The sequence below is a fragment of the Roseibium sp. M-1 genome, assembly GCF_054515675.1.
Map to the genome: position 1 here is coordinate 5,009,529 of NZ_CM137257.1, position 26,937 is coordinate 5,036,465.

The 26,937-nt window shown below is 61.7% G+C and carries 21 protein-coding genes, 1 tRNA gene and 1 riboswitch; of the genes, 15 read left to right on the plus strand and 7 right to left on the minus strand.

Annotated elements, in window-relative coordinates; translation table 11 throughout:
- Window positions 1–22 precede the first annotated feature (22 nt).
- The 7 genes from ybgF (at window position 23) to serA (ending at window position 9,977) form a co-directional block, all read left to right on the plus strand.
- Window positions 23–979 (plus strand): tol-pal system protein YbgF, encoded by a 957-nt coding sequence (ybgF, locus tag ACX3M4_RS22810; RefSeq protein WP_459355260.1) that lies wholly within the window; start codon window positions 23–25, stop codon window positions 977–979.
- Window positions 963–2,339: a tRNA lysidine(34) synthetase TilS gene (gene tilS, locus ACX3M4_RS22815; protein WP_459355261.1), complete on the plus strand. Its 1,377-nt coding sequence runs from the start codon at window positions 963–965 to the stop codon at window positions 2,337–2,339. Before ybgF ends, tilS begins: the two co-directional genes overlap by 17 nt.
- Before the next feature lie 169 nt (window positions 2,340–2,508).
- Window positions 2,509–4,425 (plus strand): ATP-dependent zinc metalloprotease FtsH, encoded by a 1,917-nt coding sequence (gene ftsH, locus ACX3M4_RS22820; RefSeq protein WP_459355262.1) that lies wholly within the window; start codon window positions 2,509–2,511, stop codon window positions 4,423–4,425.
- A 176-nt stretch (window positions 4,426–4,601) separates the two neighbouring features.
- On the plus strand, window positions 4,602–5,945 hold the full coding sequence (glmM, locus tag ACX3M4_RS22825) for a phosphoglucosamine mutase (RefSeq protein WP_459355263.1): 1,344 nt from the start codon (window positions 4,602–4,604) through the stop codon (window positions 5,943–5,945).
- Between the two features lie 211 nt (window positions 5,946–6,156).
- A complete protein-coding gene (locus tag ACX3M4_RS22830; protein WP_459355264.1) occupies window positions 6,157–6,969 on the plus strand; it encodes an outer membrane protein in 813 nt (270 codons plus the stop codon).
- A 165-nt stretch (window positions 6,970–7,134) separates the two neighbouring features.
- Window positions 7,135–8,313, plus strand: a complete 1,179-nt coding sequence (locus tag ACX3M4_RS22835) for a phosphoserine transaminase (RefSeq protein ID WP_459355265.1) — start codon at window positions 7,135–7,137, stop codon at window positions 8,311–8,313.
- Window positions 8,314–8,390: 77 nt separating this feature from the next.
- Entirely contained in the window at window positions 8,391–9,977 is a 1,587-nt protein-coding gene (gene serA, locus ACX3M4_RS22840) for a phosphoglycerate dehydrogenase (protein ID WP_459355266.1), read from the plus strand.
- Window positions 9,978–10,094: 117 nt separating this feature from the next.
- Here serA and ACX3M4_RS22845 read toward each other — a convergent pair whose 3' ends face one another.
- Window positions 10,095–10,991 carry a DMT family transporter gene (locus ACX3M4_RS22845; protein WP_459355267.1) on the minus strand — a complete coding sequence of 299 codons (897 nt, stop codon included), beginning with the start codon at window positions 10,989–10,991 and terminating at the stop codon, window positions 10,095–10,097.
- A gap of 158 nt (window positions 10,992–11,149) precedes the next feature.
- Between ACX3M4_RS22845 and ACX3M4_RS22850 the strand changes: the two genes are divergently transcribed.
- The 5 genes from ACX3M4_RS22850 to ACX3M4_RS22870 all read left to right on the plus strand — a co-directional run bounded on the left by ACX3M4_RS22850 (window position 11,150) and on the right by ACX3M4_RS22870 (window position 18,025).
- Window positions 11,150–12,421 (plus strand): MFS transporter, encoded by a 1,272-nt coding sequence (locus ACX3M4_RS22850; RefSeq protein ID WP_459355268.1) that lies wholly within the window; start codon window positions 11,150–11,152, stop codon window positions 12,419–12,421.
- A 278-nt stretch (window positions 12,422–12,699) separates the two neighbouring features.
- Window positions 12,700–13,992, plus strand: coding sequence for an adenylosuccinate synthase (locus tag ACX3M4_RS22855; protein WP_459355269.1), 1,293 nt, complete (start codon window positions 12,700–12,702; stop codon window positions 13,990–13,992).
- 260 nt (window positions 13,993–14,252) lie between these two features.
- On the plus strand, window positions 14,253–15,971 hold the full coding sequence (locus tag ACX3M4_RS22860) for a hypothetical protein (RefSeq protein WP_459355270.1): 1,719 nt from the start codon (window positions 14,253–14,255) through the stop codon (window positions 15,969–15,971).
- Window positions 15,972–16,049: 78 nt separating this feature from the next.
- Window positions 16,050–16,156: riboswitch (TPP riboswitch) on the plus strand.
- A 148-nt stretch (window positions 16,157–16,304) separates the two neighbouring features.
- A complete protein-coding gene (locus ACX3M4_RS22865) occupies window positions 16,305–17,060 on the plus strand; it encodes an ABC transporter permease (RefSeq protein ID WP_459355271.1) in 756 nt (251 codons plus the stop codon).
- A 23-nt stretch (window positions 17,061–17,083) separates the two neighbouring features.
- Window positions 17,084–18,025 carry an ABC transporter substrate-binding protein gene (locus tag ACX3M4_RS22870; protein WP_459355272.1) on the plus strand — a complete coding sequence of 314 codons (942 nt, stop codon included), beginning with the start codon at window positions 17,084–17,086 and terminating at the stop codon, window positions 18,023–18,025.
- 18 nt (window positions 18,026–18,043) lie between these two features.
- On the opposite strand, the gene ACX3M4_RS22875 is transcribed toward ACX3M4_RS22870, so the two are convergent.
- The 3 genes from ACX3M4_RS22875 to ACX3M4_RS22885 all read right to left on the minus strand — a co-directional run bounded on the left by ACX3M4_RS22875 (window position 18,044) and on the right by ACX3M4_RS22885 (window position 22,521).
- Window positions 18,044–20,269 carry a CHASE2 domain-containing protein gene (locus ACX3M4_RS22875; RefSeq protein WP_459355273.1) on the minus strand — a complete coding sequence of 742 codons (2,226 nt, stop codon included), beginning with the start codon at window positions 20,267–20,269 and terminating at the stop codon, window positions 18,044–18,046.
- Window positions 20,270–20,430: 161 nt separating this feature from the next.
- A complete protein-coding gene (gene rpoH, locus ACX3M4_RS22880) occupies window positions 20,431–21,318 on the minus strand; it encodes an RNA polymerase sigma factor RpoH (protein WP_459355274.1) in 888 nt (295 codons plus the stop codon).
- Window positions 21,319–21,495: 177 nt separating this feature from the next.
- Complete coding sequence (locus tag ACX3M4_RS22885) at window positions 21,496–22,521, minus strand: RluA family pseudouridine synthase (RefSeq protein WP_459355275.1); 1,026 nt, start codon at window positions 22,519–22,521, stop codon at window positions 21,496–21,498.
- On the opposite strand from ACX3M4_RS22885, the gene ACX3M4_RS22890 reads away from it, so the two are divergent.
- Complete coding sequence (locus ACX3M4_RS22890; protein WP_459355276.1) at window positions 22,520–22,876, plus strand: hypothetical protein; 357 nt, start codon at window positions 22,520–22,522, stop codon at window positions 22,874–22,876. The two genes, ACX3M4_RS22885 and ACX3M4_RS22890, sit on opposite strands and share 2 nt — an antisense overlap.
- Before the next feature lie 134 nt (window positions 22,877–23,010).
- Window positions 23,011–23,086, plus strand: a tRNA-Glu gene (locus tag ACX3M4_RS22895).
- 71 nt (window positions 23,087–23,157) lie between these two features.
- Here ACX3M4_RS22895 and ACX3M4_RS22900 read toward each other — a convergent pair.
- The 3 genes from ACX3M4_RS22900 to ACX3M4_RS22910 form a co-directional block, all read right to left on the minus strand.
- Entirely contained in the window at window positions 23,158–23,940 is a 783-nt protein-coding gene (locus ACX3M4_RS22900; RefSeq protein ID WP_459355277.1) for a DeoR/GlpR family DNA-binding transcription regulator, read from the minus strand.
- A 61-nt stretch (window positions 23,941–24,001) separates the two neighbouring features.
- Window positions 24,002–25,414: a hypothetical protein gene (locus ACX3M4_RS22905; RefSeq protein WP_459355278.1), complete on the minus strand. Its 1,413-nt coding sequence runs from the start codon at window positions 25,412–25,414 to the stop codon at window positions 24,002–24,004.
- Between the two features lie 290 nt (window positions 25,415–25,704).
- The gene (locus ACX3M4_RS22910; protein WP_459355279.1) at window positions 25,705–26,310 is read right to left on the minus strand and encodes a DUF1134 domain-containing protein; all 606 of its coding nucleotides are present in this window, start codon (window positions 26,308–26,310) and stop codon (window positions 25,705–25,707) included.
- Window positions 26,311–26,494: 184 nt separating this feature from the next.
- Here ACX3M4_RS22910 and ACX3M4_RS22915 point away from each other — a divergent pair, with 184 nt between their 5' ends.
- Window positions 26,495–26,920, plus strand: a complete 426-nt coding sequence (locus tag ACX3M4_RS22915) for a YHS domain-containing (seleno)protein (protein ID WP_459355280.1) — start codon at window positions 26,495–26,497, stop codon at window positions 26,918–26,920.
- Window positions 26,921–26,937 lie beyond the last annotated feature (17 nt).

Consider the following 26,937-nt stretch of genomic DNA (forward strand, 5'->3'; position numbering starts at 1 on the left):
ATTTCCCAGACCGGAGGAGCGAATGCGGAATTTTAAGGGACTGGCAGGTCTCGTCATGGCGTTGGTCTTCATCGTCGCTGCCACGCCGTCACAAGCCCAGCTGTTCGGCCGGAAAAACGACGATTCCAGCGTGCGGATCGGCCAGCTGGAAGAACGGATCCGGGTCCTGACAGGCCAGATCGAACAATTGTCCTATCAGATGCGCGAGCTGCAGGATCAGATGCGCCGCATGCAGGAGGACAACGAGTACCGCTTCCAGCAACTGGAAGGCGGCGGAACGGGCAAACGGTCGGAGATTGCGCCGACCGGTGCTCCCGGGTCGACTGCGCCGGGTCTCGGCGCTGACGGCATCCCGGTGCCGGGTACGCTGTCCGATCCGAACGGCACCGTCGCCACCTTGCCGGTCGACGGGTCCGGCGACGGCAGCTGGGATCAGTCCGGCGGCTATGAAAACGACTTGCCTTCTAACGGGCCGATCGATCTGTCGAAACTGGCGAACGGGCTGGAAAACCTTCCGGGAGCCGGCCTGGAGACCGTTCCCGATCCTGGCCTTGCCACCGACGATGACCAGATCGCCAACGTGATCGGCAGCGGCGACCCGCGCACGGATTACGATCAGGCCTATTCGCTGGCGGTCAACGGCGATTACTCGGCAGCGGAACAGGGTTTCCGCACCTTTCTGGAAAATTACCCGGACGACCAGCTGGCGGCAAACGCGCAATACTGGCTCGGCGAGAGCCTTCTGGCGCAGCAGAATTACCGCGAGGCAGCCGACGCGTTCCTGAAGACCTATACCGATCATCCTGGTAACGCCAAAAGCCCTGACAGCCTGTTGAAGCTTGGCGTATCGCTGCACGGCCTTGGCGAAGCGGAGGCAGCCTGCGCGACCTTCTCCGAGCTGTTGAACAAATTTCCCAATGCCGCCCCAGCCGTTCTGACCCAGGCGCGCGACGAGCGCCGCCGTGCACAGTGCTCCTGACAACCCGGTTGAGCCTCGCGGGCTCCCGGATGATCGTGTCGACACGCTCTTTTCCTGTCTGAATTCCTTTTCCAATCTGGCCCTTGCCGTCTCAGGCGGAGCCGATTCCCTTTCTCTCCTCGTTCTTTTCAGCGAATGGCGCCGTCGTACCCGATGGCCTGGCTCGGCCGAAGTGCTGTGCGTCGATCATCGCCTGCGGCCGGAAAGCGCCGCCGAGGCAGATTTTGTCGCCGAAGCCGCGAGATCGCACGGGCTTTCCTGTACCCGGTTGACCTGGCACGGGGATAAACCCGGCCGGAACATTCAGGAAGAGGCGCGCCGCGCCCGCTACAGCATAATGGCGGAGAGAATGTGCCAGAGCGGCGCAGAAGCGCTTGTGCTTGGCCATCATCTTGACGATCAGGCCGAGACCTTTCTGGACCGGCTGACACGCGGCAGCGGCGTTTCCGGCCTGAGCGCCATGGCAGCTGACGAACCGGACGGGCCGTCCGGCCTGCGTCTGCTGCGGCCGTTTCTGGAGATCCCGAAGGAGAAGCTGGAAGCAAGTCTTGTCGAGCGAGGGATCCCCTGGTGTTCCGATCCTTCGAACCTCGATCCGAAATACAAGCGCAGCCGCCTGCGGGCTGTCATGTCGCTTCTGGAAGGGGAGGGGCTGAGCGCGGAGCGGATCGGCCGTACTGCTGCGAATATCCGCCGGGCGCGGGAGGCTCTGGAGGCAACCGCCCGGGATCTTGCCTTCAAACATGTGGAAGAACACCCGGCCGGGCCGCTGCGTCTGGAGCGATCCGTCTATCGCACCATTGCGGAAGATCTCCGGCTGCGTTTGCTCAATTTCCTTGCAATGCGGGCGAGGGGGCTGCCCGCGCGCCAGCGACTGGAAAAACTCGAAACGCTGGATCGCTGGCTGATGTCGCAGGAGAAGGGGCGACATACCCTGTCGGGTGCCGTTTTCGAAGCAGGAGATTTTTGGCTCTGGTGTTGGCGCGAGCCAGGCCGGAATCCTCCCGAAACGCTGACCGGTCTTGCCGGAACCGGAACGTGGGACAACCGTTTCCGTTATTACGTTACGTCAAATGGCGTGTCAGTGACGGAGGGGACTGGCCTTGCTCTGGGGCCGATTTACGCTGCACCGGTTGTGTCGAGGGAGATCGACTGGCCGGACGGGTGGCCGAAAGCCGCCTTTGATTGCGCGCCCGCGGTCTGGATGAAGGGCGAAATCGTCTGGATGGCTTTGGGCTTTGACACTAATGCCAACGGTAATTCTGCCATGGGAGCAGCGCTGAAAATCGAGCGTTTGCCGTTCGCGGATAAATTGATGGCTAACCTTGTGGAAGACGGGGGCGAAGCCGGAGAAATCTGAGGTTTTCCCCGATGCGAACATCTGGTACAGGTCCGGGCTTAAGAAAATAGTCAGTGCATATGCGCAACTATGGCGCACCGCCTTGGCAGCGGGCTTTGGGCGACCTATCTTCGCCATAAAGAAACGTAACCGCGTCCATGTAGTCGTGTTGGGCGGTTAAGGAAACGAAATGAACGCACACTTTCGCAACTTCGCTCTCTGGGTCATCATCGCCCTGTTGCTGATCGCCCTGTTCCAGCTGTTCCAGAGCCCTGCTCAGCATGGCGCTACCAACGATATCGCCTATTCCGAATTCATGCGGCATGTCGATAACGGCGAGGTCAAATCGGTCCTGATTCAGGAACAGAAGATCAGCGGCGACTTCACAAGCGGCGGCGGGTTCCAGACCTACGCGCCGGAAGGCGCGCAATATGTCGACGAGTTGCGCAAGAAGGGCGTTCTCATCAAGGCCCGCGCACCGGCCGAGAGTTCGCCGCTTCTCAATACGCTTCTGTCCTGGCTGCCCATGCTGGTCATTCTCGGCATCTGGATTTTCGTGATGCGGCAGATGCAGGGCTCCGGCGGCAAGGCGATGGGCTTTGGCAAGTCCAAGGCCAAGCTGCTGACGGAAGCTCATGGCCGCGTCACCTTCGAGGATGTCGCCGGCATCGACGAAGCCAAGGAAGACCTGCAGGAGATCGTTGAATTCCTGCGCGACCCGCAGAAATTCCAGCGCCTTGGCGGCCGCATTCCGCGCGGTGTCCTTCTCGTCGGGCCTCCGGGCACCGGTAAGACGCTGACCGCCCGCGCGGTTGCCGGCGAAGCCAACGTGCCCTTCTTCACCATTTCCGGTTCCGACTTCGTGGAAATGTTCGTCGGCGTGGGTGCTTCCCGTGTCCGCGACATGTTCGAACAGGCCAAGAAGAACGCTCCCTGCATTATCTTCATCGACGAAATCGATGCGGTCGGCCGTCATCGCGGTGCCGGTCTCGGCGGCGGCAATGACGAGCGCGAACAGACGCTCAACCAGCTGCTGGTCGAGATGGACGGTTTCGAGCCGAATGAAGGCATCATCATCATCGCCGCGACCAACCGGCCGGACGTTCTCGACCCGGCGCTGCTGCGCCCGGGCCGTTTCGACCGCCAGATCGTGGTGCCGAACCCGGACATCACCGGCCGCGAGAAGATCCTGAAAGTACATATGCGCAAGGTTCCGCTGGCGCCCGATGTCGACGTCAAAACCCTGGCGCGTGGCACCCCGGGCTTCTCAGGTGCCGATCTCATGAACCTCGTCAACGAGGCTGCTCTTCTGGCTGCCCGCCGCTCAAAGCGTTTGGTCACCATGGCCGAATTCGAGGACGCCAAGGACAAGGTGATGATGGGGGCGGAACGCCGCACGCTTGTCATGACCGAGGAAGAAAAGAAGCTGACCGCCTATCACGAAGCCGGTCACGCGCTGGTGGCTCTCCACCAGGCAGCTTCCGACCCGATCCACAAGGCGACCATCATCCCGCGCGGACGTGCGCTCGGCATGGTCATGCGCCTGCCGGAGAAGGACCAGGTGTCGCTGACCCGGGCCAAGTGCAAGGCCGACCTCGCGGTTGCCATGGGTGGCCGTGTCGCCGAGGAGATGATCTTCGGCTACGAGAAGGTGACCTCCGGCGCCTCCGGCGATATCCAGATGGCAACCAAACTGGCTCGCGCCATGGCAACCCAGTTCGGCATGTCCGACAAGCTGGGCCCGCTGCTCTATGGCGAGAACCAGGAAGAAATCTTCCTCGGCCATTCCGTTGCCAAGAACCAGCATGTCTCCGACGAGACCCAGAAGATCGTCGATGCGGAAATCAAGTCCTTCGTCAATCAGGGCTATGAGACCGCCAAGAAGATCCTTGGCGACCACGAGGACCAACTGCACACGATCGCCAAGGGCCTTCTGGAATACGAGACCCTGTCCGGCGACGAGATCAAGGACCTGCTGACAGGCAAGCCGCCGGTGCGCGACACCGACGACGACCAGCCGGTGGGCCGTTCCTCTGCGGTGCCGACCGCCGGTGCCAAGCGCGGCGGCGACGAGGCCAGCGGCGGCATGGAGCCGCAGCCGTCCTGACCGGTCAGCCCAGATCGAGACCTCGCGATGCCCGGCCCCCGAGCCGGGCATCGTTCTTTGTGGGATAGGTCTGGCAGACGTTAGCGAATAGTAACAATTGCTCACATATTTTGAATCGTGAGCAGGCTCGATTGCGCTAAAAGTGCGCAGGCGAACACATTCAGACAGGCAGATTGATGCGCAAGTTTTTCGGCACCGACGGTATTCGCGGCCAGGCGAACAGCTATCCGATGACGGCTGAAATGGCACTCAAGGTCGGTATGGCCGCTGGGTTGACGTTCAAGAACGGCGGGCATCGCCACCGGGTCGTAATCGGCAAGGATACCCGTCTGTCCGGCTACATGCTGGAAACCGCGCTGGTTGCCGGCTTCACGTCGGTGGGCATGGATGTCTTCCTGCTCGGCCCGATGCCGACCCCCGCCGTTGCGATGCTGACGCGCTCGCTCCGGACCGATCTCGGCGTCATGATCTCCGCCTCCCACAATCCGTTCCAGGACAACGGCATCAAGTTCTTCGGCCCGGACGGGTTCAAATTGAGCGACGAGATCGAGAAGTCGATCGAGGAGCTGATGGAAAGCGATCTGACATCCCGTCTCCCGGGCGCGAGTGAGCTCGGCCGGGCGAAGCGGATCGACGGAGCGCAGCAGCGCTACATCGAATTTGCCAAGCGCACGCTGCCGCGGGAAATGAGCCTGGAGGGCCTGCGGGTCGTCATCGATTGTGCGAACGGCGCTGCCTACAAGGTGGCTCCGGAGGCCCTGTGGGAGCTGGGCGCGGACGTGATCTCCATGGGGGTCAATCCGGACGGTTACAACATCAACAAGGAATGCGGCTCCACCGCGACCGATGCGCTGTCGCGCAAGGTGCACGAAGTCCGTGCCGATATCGGCATTGCCCTCGACGGCGACGCCGACCGCGTCATCATCGTCGATGAAACCGGCACCGTGGTCGACGGCGACCAGCTGATGGCGGTCGTGGCTCAGTCCTGGCAGTCCAGCAACCGGTTGTCTGCACCCGGCATCGTCGCCACCGTCATGTCCAACCTTGGCCTGGAGCGTTATCTGCAGAGCCTTGGGCTCGGTCTTGCGCGCACCAAGGTCGGCGACCGCTATGTGGTCGAGCATATGCGGGCCAACGGCTACAATGTCGGCGGTGAGCAGTCCGGGCACATTGTCCTGTCCGATTTCGCCACGACGGGCGACGGTCTGATTGCCGCGCTGCAGGTCCTGGCCTGCGTCAAGGACCAGGACAGGCCCGTGTCGGAAGTCTGCCGCCGGTTCGAGCCGGTCCCGCAGATCCTGAAGAATGTGCGCTACAAGGGCGGCAAGCCCCTGGAACAGGACGCCGTCAAGTCAGCAATCGAAGACGGAGAAGCCCGTCTCGGTGCGACGGGCAGGCTGGTGATTCGCGCGTCCGGTACGGAGCCCCTCATCCGGGTGATGGCGGAAGGCGACGATGCGGACCTCGTGAACCAGGTTGTTAACGACATTGCCGGCGTGGTCGCAGCCACCGCAGCGTAAATCTGACGAATACTGACGAGAGCCGCCTCGTAAGGGGCGGTTTTTTAATGTTCGGTAAACAGTTCCTTCGCTGTTAACTCTTTCTTAAGGTAAAAAAACGCGGTTAAGGAACAGAGTTAAGTCACAATTAATGAATTCCCGTCAGTATCCTTTCAAGTTTGATGTGTCCGGTCATTGGAAAAGCGGACGCTCACTGAAAGAGGACGAGGACATGGACAATTTCTTTAAGCGTTTGTCTTTGACCGGCTTTGCTGTTGCGCTCTCCACTGCTGCTTATGCCGCGGACTTGCCAACTCCGGTCATTGAACACATCCCGCAAGTTCCGGCGGCAGCCGGCGGGCTCTACCTACGCGGCGATCTCGGCTACAAGATCTACGGCGATCCGAGCGGCAGCTTCAACGACCCGATTATCGGCGATCTGCGCTTCGAACGGGAATCGCTCGACAATACCTGGATGATTGGCGTCGGTATCGGCTACAAGTTCAACGACTATTTCCGGTCGGACGTCACAATCGATTATGAAGCTGCGGCTTCCGCCAAGGGGTACGCGGTCTGCGGTTCCTGTACAGGCGGCTACTCCACGGAAGGCACGGACATCGATGTCTGGACCGTCATGTGGAACGCGTATGTCGATCTCGGTACCTGGAACCGGATCACGCCCTATGTCGGTGCCGGTATCGGCGCTTCCTATGTCCGGACTGATGGAACCTATTCCATCAATCCGGGTGGAACCGGCCAAACGGATTATGACGGCGAGCATAGCGAATGGAACTTTGCCTGGGCTTTGATGGCCGGTGCTTCCTACGCTGTCACTGACAATTGGGCGATCGATGCAGGCTATCGCTACAAGGATCTCGGCACGGCAAAAACCGTCAAGCTCTACGATGCCGGTACCGGTGGCACCCGTGTGAAGTGGGACGACCTCACCGCTCAGGAAATCCGCCTCGGTGTCCGCTATACCTTCGGTGCTGCGGCCGGTCCGGTCTACTACGAACCGCAGGGTCCGATCACCAGCAACTTCTGATCCTTGGGATCAACGAATATCGAAAGGCCGGTCGCTCGACCGGCCTTTTTGTTTCCTCAAGCGGTCTTTGCCGATTTGAATTGACCGAAGGTCAGGAACGTCATATCCCCATAGGTGGGCCACCCCTCCCCAACGAGGGGCTACTATCTGCGAGGGTAGACAGATATGACAGACCTCACCGTCACGCCGGACGTGCGTCCGGCCAATCCCAATTTCTCTTCAGGTCCCTGTGCGAAGCGTCCCGACTGGTCGCTGGAAGCGCTCGGTGATGCGCCGCTCGGCCGGTCGCACCGCGCCAAGCCCGGAAAGGCGAAGCTTGCGGAAGCCATCGAGCTGACCCGCAAGGTCCTGAACGTTCCTTCCGACTACCGGATCGGCATTGTCCCGGCGTCAGACACGGGTGCCGTCGAGATGGCGCTGTGGTCGCTGCTCGGTGCCCGCGGTGTGGAGATGCTCGCCTGGGAAAGCTTCGGCTCCGGCTGGGTTACCGACGTCATCAAGCAGTTGAAGCTGGCAGATGCGCGGGTGCTGGAAGCGCCCTATGGCGAATTGCCGGATCTCAGGTCGGTCGATTTTTCCAAGGACGTCGTCTTCACCTGGAACGGCACCACCTCCGGCGTGCGTGTCCCGAATGGCGACTGGATACCTGCTGACCGCGAAGGCCTGACCATCTGCGATGCGACTTCGGCCGCCTTTGCGCAGGACCTGGCCTTCGACAAGCTCGATGTCGTGACCTTTTCCTGGCAGAAGGTGCTGGGCGGGGAAGCCGCCCACGGCATGCTGATCCTGAGCCCGCGCGCCGTCGAACGCCTCGAAAGCTACACCCCCGCCTGGCCGATGCCGAAGATCTTCCGCATGACCAAGGGCGGCAAGCTGATCGAGGGCATCTTCAAGGGCGAGACCATCAACACGCCGTCGATGCTCTGCGTCGAGGATTATATCGATGCCCTGAAATGGGCCGATGGCCTTGGTGGACTTTCGGGGCTGCGCGCCCGGGCCGACGGTAATCTCAAGGTCCTGACCGACTGGGTGGAGAAGGCCGGCTGGGTGGATTTTCTGGCCGTCGACCCGGCAACCCGGTCCAACACGTCGGTCTGTCTCAAGGTCACCGATCCGGGCATCCTGGCGCTTTCCGCCGACGCTCAAGCCGCCTTTGCCAAGTCGCTGGCGACGAAGCTGGATGCCGAGGGCATTGCCTACGATATCGGCGCCTACCGCGATGCGCCGTCGGGTCTCAGGATCTGGGCCGGCGCAACGGTCGAGGCCAGCGACCTCCAGGCGCTGACCGCCTGGCTCGACTGGGCTTTCCACGCGGAAAAAGCAAAACTGCCTCAGGCCGCCTGAGCCTGAACTTCCTTCAATGACGACACCTCCGGGCGGGCTTGCTGCCCGGTTTCCTCGCATATTCAAGGAGGGTGCTCATGGCTCCCAAGGTACTCATATCCGACAAGCTGTCGGACGCTGCCGTGCAGATCTTCAAGGACCGCGGCGTGGATGTGGATTTCCTGCCGGATGTCGGCAAGGACAAGGAAAAGCTGCTGGAGATCATCGGCAGGTATGATGGCCTGGCCATCCGCTCCGCCACCAAGGTGACGGAAAAGATCATTGCCGCAGCGGACAATCTGAAAGTCATCGGCCGGGCCGGGATCGGCGTCGACAATGTCGACATCCCGAAGGCGACGGCCAAGGGTATCATCGTGATGAACACGCCCTTCGGCAACGCCATCACGACCGCTGAACATGCGATCTCGCTGATGATGGCTGTCGCGCGGCAGATCCCGGCAGCGGATGCCTCGACTCAGGCCGGCAAGTGGGAAAAGTCCCGCTTCATGGGCCGCGAACTCACCGGCAAGACGCTCGGGCTGATCGGCTGCGGCAATATCGGTTCCATCGTTGCCGACCGGGCCATCGGCCTGAAGATGAAAGTCATTGCCTTCGATCCGTTCCTGACACCGGAACGGGCCATGGCGATTGGGGTCGAGAAGGTCGAACTGGACGGACTTCTCAGCCGCTCCGACTTCATCACGCTGCATACGCCGCTGACCGACAAGACCCGCAATATCATCAATGCCGGCACGATCGCGAAGATGCGGAATGGGGCTTATCTCATCAACTGCGCCCGCGGCGGGCTGGCCGATGAGGCGGCGGTCAGGGATGCGCTTGAGGCGGGCAAGCTCGCGGGCGCAGCCTTCGACGTCTTTGTCGAGGAACCGGCCAAGGACAACGTACTCTTCGGCGCGCCGAATTTCGTCTCCACGCCGCATCTGGGTGCTTCCACCGCGGAAGCCCAGGAGAACGTGGCGCTGCAGGTGGCCGAACAGATGTGCGACTACCTGTTGCAGGGGGCCGTGCGCAACGCTCTCAACATGCCGTCCATCACCGCCGAGGAAGCGCCGAAGCTGGTGCCCTTCGTCAGGCTGGCGGAGCAGCTCGGATCGTTCGCCGGCCAGCTGACCGAGACCGGTATCGAGGGCGTTCGGCTGGAATATGCCGGAGCGGTTGCCGAGATGAACGTGCAGGCCTTGACAGCCGCGGCTCTCACCGGGCTGCTGACGCCTTTGCTGCAGACCGTCAACATGGTCTCGGCACCGATCCTCGCCAAGGAACGCGGCATGAAGATCGAGGAGATCCGGCGCGAGAAGGACGGCGTCTACGAGACCTACATGCGGTTGACGGTGATCACCGAACGCCAGGAGCGCTCTGTTGCCGGCACCGTCTTTGCCGACGGCAAACCGCGCATCATCCAGGTGAAGGGCATCAACATGGAAGCCGAACTTGGGCCCCACATGCTTTACATCACCAACGAGGACAAGCCCGGCTTCATCGGTCATCTCGGTATGGAACTTGGCGACAGCGGCGTCAACATCGCGACCTTCAACCTGGGCCGACTTGCCGCTGGAGCGGATGCCATCTGCCTGGTCGAGGTCGACGGCGCGGTTCCGGCCGACGTCATGGCGCGGCTGCAGGCCGTCTCGCATGTCAAGCAGGTCAAGGCCCTGAAGTTCTGATTGCAATCGGAAGAGCGCCCTTCAGAGGCGCTTTTCCGGACTTCTGTCAGGTGCAGCCCAAGACCCTGACGCTTGAGCCTTCTGCTTTTGGAAAACTGCAGAAGGCTCCTTTTCCGATCAGGCCGCCGGGGCACGGCGGCGGCGCACAAGGCGTCCGTCGAGGACGATCAGGCCCACCAGCAGGATGGCGAAACCGCCAAGCTGCAATGGGCTCAAGTTTTCCCCAAGGATCAACCAGCCGAAGAAGAGCGCGCTTGCCGGCACCAGCAGCGTCACCAGCGATGCATTGGTGGCCCCGGCTTCGGCCAGAAGCTGGAAATAGATCAGATAGGCGAAAGCCGTTGCCAGAACTCCGAGCGCGAGCACGTTGAGCCACACAGTCAGGCCAGGGTCTGCGACAGTCCAGCTGCCTGCTGTCAGAAGCGCAACAGGCAACATCAAGAGGCTGGAGCCGATCAACTGGCCGGTGGCGGCAACCTGCGGCGGCAGTTCGCGGAACCGGCGGGCGAAGGTGGCGGCGCAGGCATAGGAGACGGCGGCGCCAAGGCAGCAGAGCTGCGCCCAGACGGGATCTTCCGCCAGGCCCGACAGGCTGCTCGACAGCATCACGGCAACACCCGCCACGCCGAGCACGACACCGGCCACCCGGTTGGCCTGCAGCGTCTCCTGTTTCACAAGCAGGCTGGCGACGATCACCGTGAAGACCGGTGTCGTCGCATTCAGGATCGAGGCGAGGCCTGCGCCGATCACCGTTTGTCCCAGGAACAGGAGCGAAAAGGGGACCGCATTGTTCAGGAGGCCCATGACCAGGAATGGCAGGGCGTATCTCGGTTCAAGCCGTGCGATCAGCCCGCGATGCCAGAGGATTGCAAGCAGGACCATGCAGGCAATGAAGACGCGGAAGAACACCAGCACAAAGGGTGGTATTTCGGCGACGGCGACCTTGGCGAACAGGAAAGACCCGCCCCAGATAGCGCCGAGGACGATCAGCATGATCCAGTTTCGAAGCGGCATAGCAATGTCCCGGATTGACGGATGATCTTCCGGATAACACTGCACCAAGGTGGACGACACCCGAAAAGCGAGCGGAACGGGCTTGCACCGGAGAATTTGTCCGGCAAGAGTAAATTCTTGCGGGAGGCTCTTTCCGCGATTCCGAAAGATCTTCACCCATGACTCATCCAGTCGAGACAGCGGAAGAACGCTCTCTTGCCGGCCGTCTGACCCCGCTTCTGGTTGCTGCCGCCTGCCTTCTGGGTGCGAACGGCGTCACCGTGACCATGATCTCGGTGCGGGCGAAGTCGGAAGGCCTTTCGGATGCCATGATCGGCCTGCTGGGGTCGTTCTATTTCGGCGGCATGATCCTGGGCGTCCTGCTGACACCGTTCCTGATCGCGCGAGCAGGGCATATCCGCGTCTTTTCAACGCTGGCGTCGATCAGTGCCATCGCCATCCTAACGATTGCCTTCACACCCGCGGGGTGGGGCTGGTTGCTGATAAGGCTGGTCGGTGGTGCGGCCTTCTGCGGCACCACCATGGTGCTGGAAAGCTGGCTCAATTCCATCGCCACCAATTCATCGCGCGGGCGGATCCTGTCGGTTTACCGCATCGTCGACATGACCGCGGTCATGGCCAGCCAGTTCATCCTGCCCGCGCTCGGGCCGCTTGGCCCCGATATCCTGATTGTCCTGGCGATCCTGTTCTGTCTGGCGCTGGTGCCGATCTCCCTCACCAGCGAGCGCAATCCCCAGGCACCTCCCGCCCGTCTCATCGATCCGCTGATGCTTTGGCGAGTCTCGCCGGTGGCGCTGGTTGCCACCTTGACCATCGGCCTCACCAACGGCGCCTTCCGCATGGTCGGCCCGATCTATGTGGAAGCGATCGGCCTCGGTCTGGAGACGGTTGCAGCCCTCATCGCCGTCTGGGTCTTTGCCGGTGCCGTCTTCCAGTTCCCGGCCGGCTGGCTGTCCGACCGGTTCGACCGGCGCGTCGTCCTCGGTGTCTTCACCGTGGGTGCAGGGCTCGCCTGCCTCTTCATTTCCAATGCCTCGAACCAGTTCGAACTCTATGCCGGCGTCTTTCTCTTTGGCGGTTTTGCGCTGCCGCTCTATTCTCTCTGTGCCGCCCATGCCAACGATCATGCCGAACCGGGGCAGTTTGTCGATGTGGTCGCCGGGCTGACCCTGGCCTACGGAATAGGGGCGATGGCGGGTCCTTTCCTTGCGTCCCTTGTCATGGCGCGGTTCGGTGCCCCGGCCTTTTTCGTCTATACGGCGACGCTGCACCTGTCGCTCGTCGTCTTCATCCTGGCGCGGATCATGAGCCGGGAGGCCGTCCCTGCCAGCCGCCGCCATCGTTTTGTCTGGCTCCTCAGAACGTCGCCGATGATCTTCCGGCTGGCCCGCAGCGAAAAGTCGGACGACGGCGACCCACCGGCCAAATGACGAGGCGGCGACGCGCCTGAATGCCGGTGTTTTTCAAGCGGGAAGATGCCGGAACTCCGGCCAAAGCCGGGCGCCTGCGACCTATTGGCCTGGAGAGGATCGGAAGGGGCAAAAAAACGTCTCAAAGCGCGGCAAATTGCCTGGCGAGACTCGCGCGCGCCGGATTTCCTGTCTATAGTCCGCGCCGTTTGCCCCGGTCAGGTTGCCGGGGCTTGTCGTGTTGGCATCCCGGGTAAAGCCGGCGGTGCGAGAAGCTGCTTCAGGAGAGCAAAGTCTAGATGGCGAATGTGGTTGTTGTCGGTTCGCAATGGGGTGACGAAGGCAAAGGCAAGATTGTCGACTGGTTGTCGGAACAGGCCGATGTCATCGTACGGTTCCAGGGCGGACACAATGCCGGGCATACGCTCGTCATCGACGGGGTCAGCTACAAGCTGTCTCTCCTGCCGTCCGGTGTCGCGCGCGAAGGCAAGCTGTCCGTGATCGGCAACGGCGTCGTCCTGGACCCGCATGCGCTGGCAGAAGAAGTCGAGCGTCTCGGCAAGCAGGGCGTCGTGGTGACGCCGGACAGCCTGCGCGTTGCCGAAAATGCCACCCTGATCCTGTCGCTGCACCGCGAGCTTGACGCCCTGCGCGAAAACTCCAACACCGGCACCCGCATCGGCACGACCAAGCGAGGCATTGGCCCGGCCTATGAAGACAAGGTCGGCCGCCGCGCCATCCGTCTGATGGACCTGAAGAACCTGGCGACCCTGCCGGCCAAGATCGACCGGCTCCTGACCCACCACAACGCCCTGCGCCGTGGCCTCGGTCAGGAGGAAATCTCCGCCCAGGCGATCTATGACGAACTGGCCAGCATCGCGGACAAGGTGCTGCCCTATATGGACAAGGTCTGGTACCTGCTGGACGACCTGCGCCGCCAGGGCAAGCGTATCCTGTTTGAAGGCGCCCAGGGCGCGCTGCTCGACATCGACCACGGCACCTATCCTTTCGTGACCTCCTCCAACACCGTCGCCGGCCAGGCCGCGGCGGGGAGCGGCCTCGGCCCGAACTCGATCAACTACGTGCTTGGCATCACCAAGGCCTATACGACCCGCGTCGGCGAAGGTCCGTTCCCGACCGAGCTGAAGGACGAGATCGGCGAATTCCTGGGCACCCGCGGCCACGAATTCGGCACCGTCACCGGCCGCCGCCGCCGTTGTGGCTGGTTCGATGCCGTGCTGGTGCGCCAGACGGTCTGCACGTCCGGCATCACCGGCATCGCACTGACCAAGCTGGACGTTCTGGACGGCCTCGACGAGATCAAGATCTGCATCGGCTACGAACTGGACGGCGAGCGGATCGACTATCTGCCGGCTTCCCAGGGCGCACAGGAACGGGTCAAGCCGATCTACGAGAGCCTGCCGGGCTGGAAGGAATCCACGGAAGGGGCCCGCAGCTGGGCCGACCTGCCGGCACAGGCGATCAAATATGTTCGCCACGTCGAAGAACTGATCGGCGCACCGGTCGCCCTGCTGTCCACCAGCCCGGAGCGCGACGACACAATTCTTGTGCAGAATCCCTTCCAGGATTGAGATCTGTGGCTGTAGAAGCACAATATTGAAGACTTGGCCGCGCGCTGCGAATCACGGCGCGCGTCCCTATTCGTTTGCCGGTGCTGCCAATGTGCCGGGCATGAAAATTGTGGTAGGAAAGGGTACTGTCAGGTTCGCTGATGCCGCTGCGTCAAATCAAGAAAACGCAACGGTCCTGAAAAAACTTGCTATAAGCCTGTGATGTTTCGATTTCCCAGGCCCGCAAAGAAGCGACTTGCAGTCGGCCGGTAGGCAGGAAGATGGCTGATTACTATTCAATTCTGAAGAAAACGATCGCGTCTTTGCCCGAGAACAATGGTGCCGCCCGCCGGAGCGTCTATAGCCGTGCGCGCAATGCCATCGTCAACCAGCTGAAAGCATACGAGCCGCCGCTCGCGCCGTCCGAGATCACTGCCGAGCAGCTTCGTCTGGAAGAAGCCATTCGCAAGGTCGAGGCGGAAGCCGCCCGCGAAAGCCTTGGCCTCGGCCCGGTTGCGCCCAAGGTTGAGCCCGCCGCACCGGTGGCACCCGTGGCGGCACCGGCTGCCGCCGCCCCCGGGCCGGAAGCCGCCGAGGTGGCACCGGCACCGGCCGTACATCATGAGCCGGATGCAGAGCCAGCAGCCGAACCGGCTGACGCGACGATCCCGTCACCGCTGAAAGATACGCTGGACGAGGCTCAAACCCTTGGCGGTGCCGCGAGCCAGGCGGTCCAGAATGCCAAGGACGCCGTCGAGCCACACACGGAACCGGCAGCTGCCGTCCGGCAGGAGCCCGCTTTCGGCAACCAGCCGCAGGCCGATGACGGCCTGTTCGAGCCGGAAGAAGAACCTTTGCCGGCGGGCGGATCGCTTTATGCGGAAGACCGTGAACCGGCCGAAGCACCGGCGGCGAAAAAGAGCCGGTCGAAGCGCAACAAACCGTCAGCCTCGGACTCCCTGCGCGACAGCGGCGGCATTGGCCGCCTTGTGCCGATTGCTGCTGCTGCAGCGCTTCTGCTGGGCGTTGTCGGCGGCGGTGCCTATTATTTCCTGACTTCCGACGAGAATGTCACCGCGACGCGCCCCTCAGGCGAAACACCGGATTCGCAGACAGCGACAAACGTTCAGCCGCCGGCGGAAACACCTGGCGCGGCACCGGTCGAGGATGACGACGCCGCCAAGAACACCGACAGGTTGCTGAATGATGGCGACACGGACGTCGTGGCTCCGGACGCACGTACGGTGACGACCACGACCATCACGCCGCAGGCAGATGCCCCGGCCCCTGCGCCTTCGCAGCCCTCCATCGTCAGCAGCGCCGACGAAACACAGCCCCCCGGGATCGACGCTCCGGTTCCTCCCGCGACAGAACCGGAAGCGGTTCCGGAAGACAATCTGACGGCCATCTCTCCGGACGAGCCGCCTGCCGAGCAGCCGGTTGCGACAGAAAATTCGGGCGTCCAGCGGTCCATCCTTTATGAGGAAGGCGAAGAAACCGGCGGTGCGGGCACGGCCGCACAGGGCGCGGTTGTCTGGAACATTGAGGAAGAGACCAATCTTGATGGCAAGGCACAGGCAGTGCTGAGCGCTTCGGTCGAAGTTCCCGAGCGGGACATCAAGGTGGATATCCGCATCAAGCCGAACGACGACACCTCGCTTCCGGCGAGCCATCTTGTTGAAATCAAGTATGAATTCCCCGAGGATTTTGCTGCCGGGGACATCGTCAACGTGCCGGGTCTCGTCATGAAGCCGACAGAGGAAGCCCGCGGCGATGCGCTGATCGGCGCTTCGGTGAAGGTTTCTCCGGGCTTCTTCTGGATTGCGCTTTCCAGCCTTCCCAACGAACAGCAGCGCAACCTTGCCCTGTTGCGCGAACGTGGCTGGATCGACATTCCGATGCTCTATGAAAACGGCAAGCGCGGCATTCTGACCCTGGAAAAGGGCACAGCAGGTGCCGATGCCGTCGAGAAGGCGATCTCGGCCTGGCAAGCCGGCTAACAGATAAGGCCCCTGCTTGAAAATAGAACAAGCCGCAAACTGCGGCTTGTTTTTTTTTGTCCGTCAGGGCATGGTCCGGGCTGGTCCGAGGGGTGTTCCGGTTACCGGAGCTGAGATGGTGCAATGCCGAACCCTTAGAACCTGATCCGGGTCATGCCGGCGAAGGGACGGAATCCTTAGCCTATTCCCGGATCTCCAATGTCAGTTTCGGCTTTGTCCGAAGACGGGAGATCCTATGCGTTTTTGTCTGCGTCAGCAGAAGATGCTGTGCATCCATGTGCCGGTTACGGCCCGCGCCGCCTTTCCAAAGGGGCAGAAAGCGGGTGTGGGCGCATGACATCGTTCCTGAAATCCCTTGCCAGATCGCTCCTGGGGCTCGCCGTGGCGATTGCCGCCTGGGCGGCAATCGTGCGGATTACCGGGGCGCAGCACTATATTCTGCCCGGACCGGAACGGGTCTTCTCGGCGCTTGTCTCCCACACCGGATTTCTGCTCTATCATGCGGGCATCACGGCCTATGAAACGGTGATCGGGTTCGTTCTGGGAGCTGCGGCAGGTGCTGCCCTGTCGGTGCTGCTCTGGCTGTTTCCGAAGGCGGCCAGAATTGCGATGCCGCCCATCCTGGTGACCCAGGCATTGCCGGTCTTTGCCATCGCGCCGATCCTGGTCCTGTGGCTCGGTTTCGGCCTTGCTTCCAAAATCGCCGTGATCATCCTGGTGATCTTCTTCACGGTCACGTCGACGTTCTTCGACGGCCTGCAACGGCTGGATCCCGGCCTGCACGATCTTGCAAGGCTTTACCGGCTGTCGCGCTTGCGCGAACTCTGGTTCTTCCGCCTGCCTGCAGGCCTGCCGGCCTTCGCTTCGGGCCTGCGTGTCGCCGCGGTGTTTGCGCCGATGGCCGCCATCATCGGCGAATGGGCCGGTGCCAAGGGCGGTCTCTCCTTCATCATGCTTCAAAGCAGCAACCGCATGCAGTCCGACATGATGTTCGCGGCCCTGATCCTGCTCGCCGTGATGGTCCTGATCATGCGCTTTGCCGTCAATCGTCTCACCCAGCTTCTCGTTCCCTGGCAGCCTCTCAACTAGCTGCCGCCACCTGGAGGATCTCCATGAAAAAACAGCTTCTGTCCCTTGCACTCGCTGCCGGTCTGCTGGCCTCGTCGCCGGCCCAGGCTGGCGACAAACTGACCCTTCTGCTCGACTGGTTCGTCAATCCGGACCATGCGCCGCTCGTCACCGCGCAGACGATGGGCTTCTTCGAAGCCGAAGGCCTGGATGTGGAGATCATCGAACCGGCCGATCCGGCCATGCCGCCGAAGCTGGTCGCAGCCGGGCAGGGCGATATTGCCATCTCCTACCAGCCGACGCTCCATGCACAGATCGAGGAAGACCTGCCGCTCAAATGGATCGGCACGCTGGTGGAAACGCCCTTGAACTCGCTGATCGTTCTGAAGGACGGCCCGGTGAAGGATCTGAAGGATCTCAAGGGCAAGACCATCGGCTTTTCGGTCTCCGGTTTCGAGGATGCCATGCTCGCCCAGATGCTGAAGTCGGCTGGCCTTTCCATCGACGATGTCGAGCTGGTCAACGTCAACTTCGCCCTTTCCGGATCGCTGCTGGCGGGCCAGGTGGACGCGGTGATCGGTGCCTACCGCAATTTCGAGCTCACCCAGCTGGAGATCGAAGGCAAGCCGGGCAAGGCCTTCTTCCCGGAAGAAAACGGCGTCCCGGCCTTCGACGAGCTGATCTACGTGGTCAACAAGGACAAGACCGGCGATCCTCGCTTCGCCAGGTTCCTGGCGGCCGTGGAGGCGGCGACGATCTTCCTGACCAACCATCCGGACGAAGCCTGGAATGCCTTTATCGAGGCCTATCCGCAGCTCAACGACGAGCTCAACAAGCGGGCCTGGTACGATACGCTGCCGCGCTTCGCCAAACGTCCGGCTTCGCTTGACGCAGGCCGTTACCAGCGTTTTGCCGAGTTCATGGCTGAAGCCGGCCTTATCAAGGAAGTGGTGCCGGTTGAGAGCTACGCGGCTGAAATCCGCTGATGATTGGTGCAGCGCCGCTTATTGCGCGGCGCTGCTTGCCTCCTTTGAGGCTTCCAGGCTGTCGATCGCTTCTTCGAAGCGGCTGTAGAAAGCGGTCAGATGAGGCGCCAGGCCCTCGGCATTACCGAGCGCGGCTCTGGCCGCCGGAATGTCCTGGGCCCGGATCGCCTGCAACAGGCGGTCATGGACTGCCTCCAGGTCTTCAAACGCCTTCGAGGCCTTCATTGTCTCGTCGCCGATGAGGGCGAAGAGCTTGACCGGCCTGCTCTTTCCTTTCAACGGAATCTCGCCCGCTTCCAGGCTGGCAAAACCTGGCGCGGCCAGCCGGGTATCCTCCGAGACCAGCAGTTCCGCACCGACAGCCTTGCAGCTCGATTCAATACGCGAGGCGACGTTCACCGCATCGCCGATGACCGAATAATTGAAGCGTCTTGCCGAGCCCATGTTGCCGACGCAGGCTTCGCCGCTGTTGAGGCCGATGCCGATCTTCACCGTCCGGGTCTTCAAGCCCCGTGCCTTGAAGCCGAAGGCGTCGGCGGCGTTGAGGTCTTCGACCACCTTCAGCATGGCGAGACCTGCCCGGCAGGCCCGTTCGGCATGATCCGGCACGGAAAGGGGTGCGTTCCAGAACGCCATGATGCTGTCGCCGATATATTTGTCGATCGTGCCGCCCCCGGCCTGGATGGCATCCGACAGGGGCGACAGCAACGTGTTGAGAAAGCTGACCAGTTCCTGCGGCGTGAGCTGCTCGGAAATCGGTGTGAAGCCGCGAATATCCATGAAGAGGATCGTCATCGGCCGGATCTCGCCGCCGAGCGCAAGCTGTTCCGGCGTCTTTTCGAGCTGGGTGACGAGGTCGGGCGACAGATATTGTCCGAAGGCCTGGCGCACGAAGCGTTTCTCGCGCTCGGTAAGGAAATAGAGCAGGGCGGTGGCGGCGGAAAAGACGAGGATCGAGGAGATGCTGGGATAAATCGGATCGATCAGGAGACCGTCCGTCCAGAAGACGTAAAACGATCCGCCGACAAGACCGGCAGCGAGCGCCGCGCCCAGGAGTGCGGTGCCGATGCTGCCGATCGCCGGCAGGGCCAGGATCAAAATGGCGCCAACCGCCATTGTCGCAATGACCTCGAGCCCATCGGACCAGTCCGGCCGTGACAGGAACTGACCGAAAAAGATCTGTTCGACCGCCTGGGCATGAATAGAAACGCCCGGGACCTGTTCACCGAGGGCACTTGCGCGAATATCGCGCAGACCGACCGCCGATGTGCCGACGAATACGATCTGGTTTTCAATATAGGGGGCAAGGTCAACCAGTTTGCCGGGGTCGAATAGCAGTCTGGCGGACAGATAGCGTTCCGGGTGTTCCCGGTCGGAATTGTAATAGAGCCAGAGTTCACCCGCCTTGGTGGTTGGCGGCCTGAAACTGCCGATCTTGATCGCCGTCACGGCAGGATCGCCGGTCGCCGTTTCCGTGCTCGATCCCGTGGCGCGGATAACGATGCCGCGTTCCCCGAGGCCAACGCGCAGGGCTTCCGTCGTCAGGCTGGGATAGATTTCCTTGCCGTCGCTGACGATCAGCGGGACACGCCGGACGATGCCCTCCCGGTCTTCTTCCGATACGGAAATCGATCCGATCCCGCTGGCGTTCTCGCGCAGGACATCAAGATTGGCGACCACACTTGTGAAGGGTTTCAGGAAGGATGCGGGATCCTGGCCGGCGAAGGACGTGCCGGCGATCTTGAGCGGTCTGCCATCCGTCGTGTCGGGAGTAACGCCGAAACCCAGCACCACGGGAGCTTCGGCAATCGCGGCGGCAAACACGTCGTCATGATCCGGAAGGGCGTCCATGGCCTTAAGTAAGTCAGGCGTGGCGTCGAGGCCGAGCATCTCCTTCAGTTGCCTGGGCGAGGTCCGGTCGGGCTCGGAAAAGACGATGTCGAAGACGATGGCCGCGGCCCCCATCTCGTTCAGGACGCGCACCATCTCCGCCATTCTGGTGCGCGGCCAGGGCCATTGGCCGATCTCGGCAATGGATGCTTCGTCAATGTCGATGATGCGGACCGGCGCTTCCTGATAGGGGCGTGGCTTGATGCGCTGGTAGTAATCAAAGGTAAGTTCGCGCAGGGACGTCAGGAAAGCCGGGTCGGCAATGCGCAGGCTCGTCATGCAGCCAAGAACGAGGCAGGCCACGGCGGCGACCAGCACGCGCCTGGAGAACAGCGTTTTGACGATCCGGCGCATGGCCCATCCTGTATCGATCCGACGGGGCAAGCCTATGTGTCGCGCGGAAGCTCCGCAAGCTGCGGGCATTCGGTGGACAAAGAAAACGCCGGAGCCCAGGCCCCGGCGTGTTTTCGTTGAGCTGTTGTTCTCGGATGCTGGTGGCCCGTCAGCCGCCAGGCTTAATGGGCCGGCTGCTGGTCCATGGTGCGGGCGCTGTTGCGCACGGCTTTCTGGACTTTTTCGAAGGCACGGACTTCGATCTGGCGCACGCGTTCGCGGCTGACACCGAATTCACCGGAGAGGTCCTCCAGGGTCATCGGGTCCTCTGCAAGGCGGCGGGCCTCGAAGATACGGCGTTCGCGCTCGTTCAGGACATCCATCGCGTCGTTCAGCATTTTGCGGCGCAGATCCAGCTCTTCCTGATTGGCGAGCAGGGTCTCCTGGCTGTCGCTTTCATCGACAAGCCAGTCCTGCCATTCGCCGGCATCGGCTTCCGCGCGCACCGGTGCGTTCAGGCTGGCATCGCCGCCGAGGCGGCGGTTCATGGAAATCACTTCCTCCTCGGACACGCCGAGCTTGGTCGCGATTTCCGCCACCTGATCCGGTTTCAGATCGCCCTCGTCCAGCGCCTGGATTTTGCCTTTGAGGCGGCGCAGGTTGAAGAACAGGCGTTTCTGGTTGGCGGTGGTACCCATCTTGACGAGGGACCATGAGCGCAGGATGTATTCCTGAATGGCGGCCTTGATCCACCACATGGCATAGGTCGCAAGCCGGAAGCCCTTGTCCGGCTCGAACCGCTTGACCGCCTGCATCAAGCCGACATTGCCTTCGGAGACGACTTCCCCGATCGGCAGGCCGTAGCCGCGGTAACCCATGGCGATCTTGGCGACGAGACGCAGGTGGGAATTGACCAGCCGTTCTGCGGCTTCCGGGTCCTCGTGCTCCTTGTACCGCTTGGCGAGCATGTACTCTTCCTGCGGCTGCAGCATCGGAAACTTGCGGATCTCATCCAGGTAGCGGCTGAGACCGCCTTCCCCGGCCGTGAGCGTCGGTACGTTCTGGGCCATGTCATGCACCCCCTTTCGTCAAGTTTGCGACCCCATCCTCCCGCTGCCCCGCAGTGTTACGCAAGCAAGCCATTTCGGAGGAAAGGCGGACGCAGAATAGTGTCCGTTCAGGCACACAAGAGCATCTAATATAGGTTCAAATCGGCCGATTACATGGCTGGAAAACGAAAACCCATCCTAAAATTTTTGTAATCCTGACAAAAGATTTGCGAAATCAGCCGGGTAAGGACTTTCAAAGCGCAAAGTTTTGCCGCTGACCGGGTGCTCGAAAGCCAGAAGACCGGCATGCAGGGCCTGGCGTCCGAAGCCGCTGACAAGGCTTTTCAAGGGCTCCTCAAGCCGGTTGGACTTGGTCTTGTATCCGGAGCCGTAATCATCGTCGCCGATAAGCGGATGGCCGATATGGGCCATGTGCACGCGGATCTGGTGGGTTCGGCCGGTTTCCAGGCGACATTCCATCAGCGATGCCAGCGACGGCTGGTCGGGACGGCCGAAGCGCTCCTTGACCTGCCAATGAGTGATCGCATGTCGGCCGGCGGTCTTGACGACGGCGATCTTCTGCCGGTTGGATTGCGAGCGCGCAAGATTGGCGTCGATCGTTCCCTTCAGAGCGGAAGGCGCGCCCCAGACCAGCGCCGAATAGGCCCGTTCCAGCGGCCCGGTGCGGCCATGATCGGCGAATTGAGCGGCAAGACCCTGATGGGCCAGGTCCGTCTTGGCAACGACCAGGAGCCCGGTCGTGTCCTTGTCGATCCGGTGAACGATACCCGGGCGCTTGACGCCGCCAATGCCGGACAGGCTGTCGCCGCAATGATGGATCAGCGCATTCACCAGCGTGCCGGTCCAGTTTCCGGCACCCGGATGCACCACCAGGCCGGCGGGTTTGTCGACCACGATCAGATGCTCGTCCTCGAAAACGACGCTGATCGGAATGTCCTCGCCCTGGGGCTCGGGGTCCTCAGGTTCGGGCAAAGTGAGGCTCAAGGCATCGCCTTCATTGACCCGGTATTTCGGCTCCACTATTTTCGCGCCGCCGACGGTGACGTCTCCCGACTTGATCAGAGACTGGATCCTGTTGCGGCTAAGGGCATCCAGATGGGCCGCCAGCACCGCATCCAGCCGTTTGCCGGCATCGGCTGCATCAACTGTCAAACTGAAATTCTGGTCCAGACCGGCCGGATCGTCGAGGGAATTATCTGTCATGTCTCAACCTGATTATCGCGATGAGGGTCCGGGTGAAAAGCCGCTTGATCCCGCGGCCGAGCGCATCCAGGCGAAACTGAAGCGCTTGCTCTTCGGATCGTCCCTCGTGATGATCGCGGGCTTCATCGCTGTCTTTGCAGCAATTATCTACAAGATCAACACCAATAAAAGCGACATCGTCGACGGCCAGTTCGCCGCAACCGTCGCCGTGGGCGCGGAAGCCGAGGTTCTGCAGGCAAACCTCTCCGACGGGTTGCTTCTGGTTCTGGTGCGCGAAGGCAGCCGGACGTCACTGCTGCGCTTCGATCCCGTCACCGGCAAGGAGCTGGGCCGCACGGACTTTGTTGCCCGCTGACGCAGCGTCGGGCCCGTGCCGGGCCGTTATGAACAGGCATATGACAAAAAAATGAAATTTAGGGCTTGCGTCTTCAGCGGCGCAGCCTTATTAGCACGGACCTCGGCTTGAGGCGCAACGTCTCTCAAGCCTCCGCGCCCATCGTCTAGCGGTCTAGGACGTCGCCCTTTCACGGCGAAAACACGGGTTCGAGTCCCGTTGGGCGTACCACTTCTCCCCAAGGTACGAACAGCTTCTCCACAGGTTGTGCAGCACTTGCGCACAGCCTTGCGAACTGATGTTCAGCCGTCCGCTTCCTGTTCCTGGCGTCCTGTCTCGATCAGCTCCACCTCGGCCTCCTCGGCAATCCGGGCAAAGTCGGGGGTGGGGCAGTAGTCCGTGACGAAGGTGCCGACCTGGCGCAAATGGCCGACGCGCACGGGCGCAGTGCGCTCGAACTTGGTGCTGTCGGCGGCCAGGATCACGTGGCGGGCATTGTCCATGATGGTCTTGGTGACCTTCACTTCCCGGTAGTCGTAGTCGAGCAGGGAGCCGTCCGGATCGATTGCCGAGGCGCCGATGACGGCAAAATCGACCTTGAACTGGCGCATGAAGTCGACAGCCGCCTCGCCGACGATGCCCCCATCCGAATGGCGCAGCACGCCGCCGGCAATCACAACCTCGATCTGGGAATAGCCGCGCATCAGGCTGGCGACGTTGATGTTGTTGGTGATCACCATCAGGCCGCGATGCTGCAGCAAGGCCTGGGCGACGGCTTCGGTCGTCGTGCCGATATTGATGAAGATCGACGCATTATCGGGGATGAGCGAAGCGACTTTCTCACCGATATCCGCCTTTTCCCGGCTGGAAATGATCCTGCGGGCTTCATAGCCGACGTTTTCGATGCCTGAGGAGAGGAGAGCGCCGCCGTGGGTGCGCGCCAGGAGGCGCCGCTCGCAGAGTTCGTTCAGGTCCTTGCGGATGGTCTGGGGGCTGACATCGAAACGCCTTGCAAGGTCGTCAACGCTGACCCGGCCCAACTGGCGGGCAAGCTCAAGAATGGCATTGTGGCGTTCGATCAACATTTACCGCTGTCTCATCAGGTGCTTATCCTGCCACCTAAATGACAAGACCGGCTGCCTGAGATCAAGCCACATCTTTCTTTTTCTGTTTCGCGGCTTTCGTTTTGTCATCGGCTTCGGCGCTTTGTTCGCTGTCCTTTGCCGGACCTGCTGCTGCGGCAGCCTGGCTTTCCGCCTCCGCGCGTGACTTGTTGCGGTTTGATGCAACGATGCGGCTGACAAGGGCTTCGGCTGCCGAGGCGATGTTGGCGGACTTGGACGGGGCCGATGCCGGGGTCGGGGCCGATGCCGAGGATAGGGCCGGGGCAGGGCTATCGGTGGCCTGAGATGGCGTAGCTTTGGGAGGCGTCCCGTTGCCGTTCATATGAGGTGCGGTAACGGGGGGAAGGTCTTTCTTCGCGGCCGTGCCGCTTTCGCCTTTGCCTTGGATTTGTGCGGCTGCCGGCTTCTTCACGGTGCCGGCCGTTTTTCCCGGAACTGGCGCGGTCGCTGCCTGCTTCACCGTTATGGCATCGGCGGCGGTCAGCTTTGCGGCCAGTGCACGGAATTCCTGACGCAGGTCGGCAAGGGCCGGCACGGAGGCAAGATCCTTCTGCAGCTTCTCGACCTGGCCGGTCATCCGTTCCAGGGCGCGTTCCTTGCCCTTCAACTCGGTGAAGTGGCGTGCGTTTTCTCCGGCGAGCTTTTCGAGCTGCGTCTGCAGACGCCTGGATTGTTCGCTTTCAGACGGTCCGGCCGCATCCAGCATCAACGACAGCCGGGTCACCTCCGCCTGAGCCGAGACATATTTGGCTTCGGTGTCGATCAGCTGTGCTTCCAACTTTGCAAGGCGGCTCTTGGCAGCTTCGGTGCGATCGGCTTCCAGTTGTCCGGCAACGGTCGGTTCGTAGCGCGCCAGCTTGGCCTTGAGCGTTGCGACTTCCGCTTCCAGGCCGGTAATGGTCGCGAGCGCCATCGTGTCGCGGGCTGGCAGCCAGCCGCTGTCGTCGTCGTCCGTTCCCTTGCTGGCGGTTGAGGACGGCTTGTCGTCCGGCAGCTTTGTCCAGCTTTCGGCAAGTGCCTTTTCGGCCTCGGACAGCTTTTCCTTGAGGGCAGTGACCTCGGCCGACAAAAGATCGACCGCATGCTGGTCGCTCGTCTGAGCGGCAACCTTGCTTTCCAGGTTCGTGAGCTGTGCCCGTTGAGCTTTTTTCAGCTCTTCGACTTCCGCCTTGATGCGTGTGGCGTCGATCTGGGCCTTGGCGGCCTTCTCGCGCTCGGCATCGAGCCGTTTCTCGACCCGCCGCAGTTCGACCGCATGGCGCGCCCGTTCCTGGTCCTGGGCGGCGCGGACTTCCGCATAGCTGGCAGGGTTGACGGCACGGAGCGCTTCTTCGGTGAGGCGGGCAGCCCGGCGATAAAAGGCGGGCAGAATTGCAAGGCCGATCAGGCCGGCAGTGCAAAAGCCCAATGCCACATACATCGCTGCTTCAATCAAGTCCGGCTCCCGCTTCCGTCTCAGGCGCACCTTGCTTCCCGCAGGACCAGCAAGCTGCTCATCACCCTGATCTCAACCGGCGCAATCTCCTTCATCGCAATCGATTGAAGGTCCGCCGGTCCTAAGTGCCCACCGCTCCATCATTAGACGAGCGCGGCACTGCCGCCAAGTCTCGTCAATTCTACGGCTTCAACCGTATTTTGCGGCCCGGTTGCAGGGATGCCCGGGCAAACATGATTAAATCAACCGGCCTTAGAAAACTCAACCGGTTCCAGCGAACCACATACCACTTAAAACGGATTCCAGGTCGGTTCCCGGGTAAACTTCAGGTAGCCGAGGTTCAATCCCAGCCGCGCGCCGACACCGGCACGTACCGGAACTAGCACGATTTCGTTCTTCAGGAGAACAGTCATGCCGACCCCGCCGACAAGATAGGCGGACCCGTTGACGCCTGCAAAGCGGGTATAGGCCGAGTTCACGGTCGGCAGGTTATAGACCAGCATCATCACCCGGGCGCCGTCCGCACCGAAGTCCCAGCCGAGGGACGGGCCCTGCCAGTAGATCTTGTGATTGCCGGCGTTGCGGGTGTAGAGGTGCCCTTCGCCGTAGCGTGCCCCAGCCACAATGGCGCCGGATCCCTCTTCGCCCAGAATATAGCCGTTCGGTTCGCCGTAGCTGGAGAAGGCTTTTTCGACCACGGAGGCTAGGCCGCCGGAAACGGAGCCGAAGAACTGGTGTCCCGTCTTCAGGATCTCGTCCTCGTTGTAGGTCTGTCCTTGCGGGATAGGCTCATTGCCGGAGGACTGTGCCGAGGACGGCGTGATGGAAGCCATCATGCCCAGGGCCAGGATCGCGGCCGGGATCAGCGTTGCAATGTGCCAGGATCTTTGTGCCATTCAAGTAACTCCCAAAACTGGACTGCAGTATCGGCTGTTGCAGTCCGGCCGGACGGCAATGTTAAACTGGTGTGAACATCATGCTGATTCGCATGGGTCCTTGCATCTTACATAAGCCGAATCGATGGAAAGCTGGCCCCAAAAAAAGACGAGGATGTGTCTTTCCGCCGTCTTGGTCCTGTTCTTGTGTGTTTTCGCCGCAAAAGTCCTTGCGCGTCCCCAGGTTTTTGTTCCCGATCTCATCACCGGTTACGCGATCGGCGGCCATGACCCGGTCAGCTTCTTTGTCGACGGCTATCCGCGCAAGGGCAAACGCGAGCATGAATACAAGTGGGGCGGGGTGGAGTGGATCTTTGTCAACGAAGGCAACATGGCGGCCTTTCAGCGCGATCCCGAGGCCTATGCACCACTCTTTGCCGGTTGCGGCGCCTATGCGCTGGCAGAGGGGTTCGCCACTGCAGGCAATCCGTTCATCTATGCGGTCGTCGACGGACACCTTGTTTTCTTCCACTCGGTGGTCAACCGGTTTCTCTTCGTGGTCAACGGCTCCCAGTTGATGAGCGCGGCCAGGGAAAATGCAGAGCGGGTGGGTTGTACTCCCATTCTCTGATGCCGGAACGTGGGGCT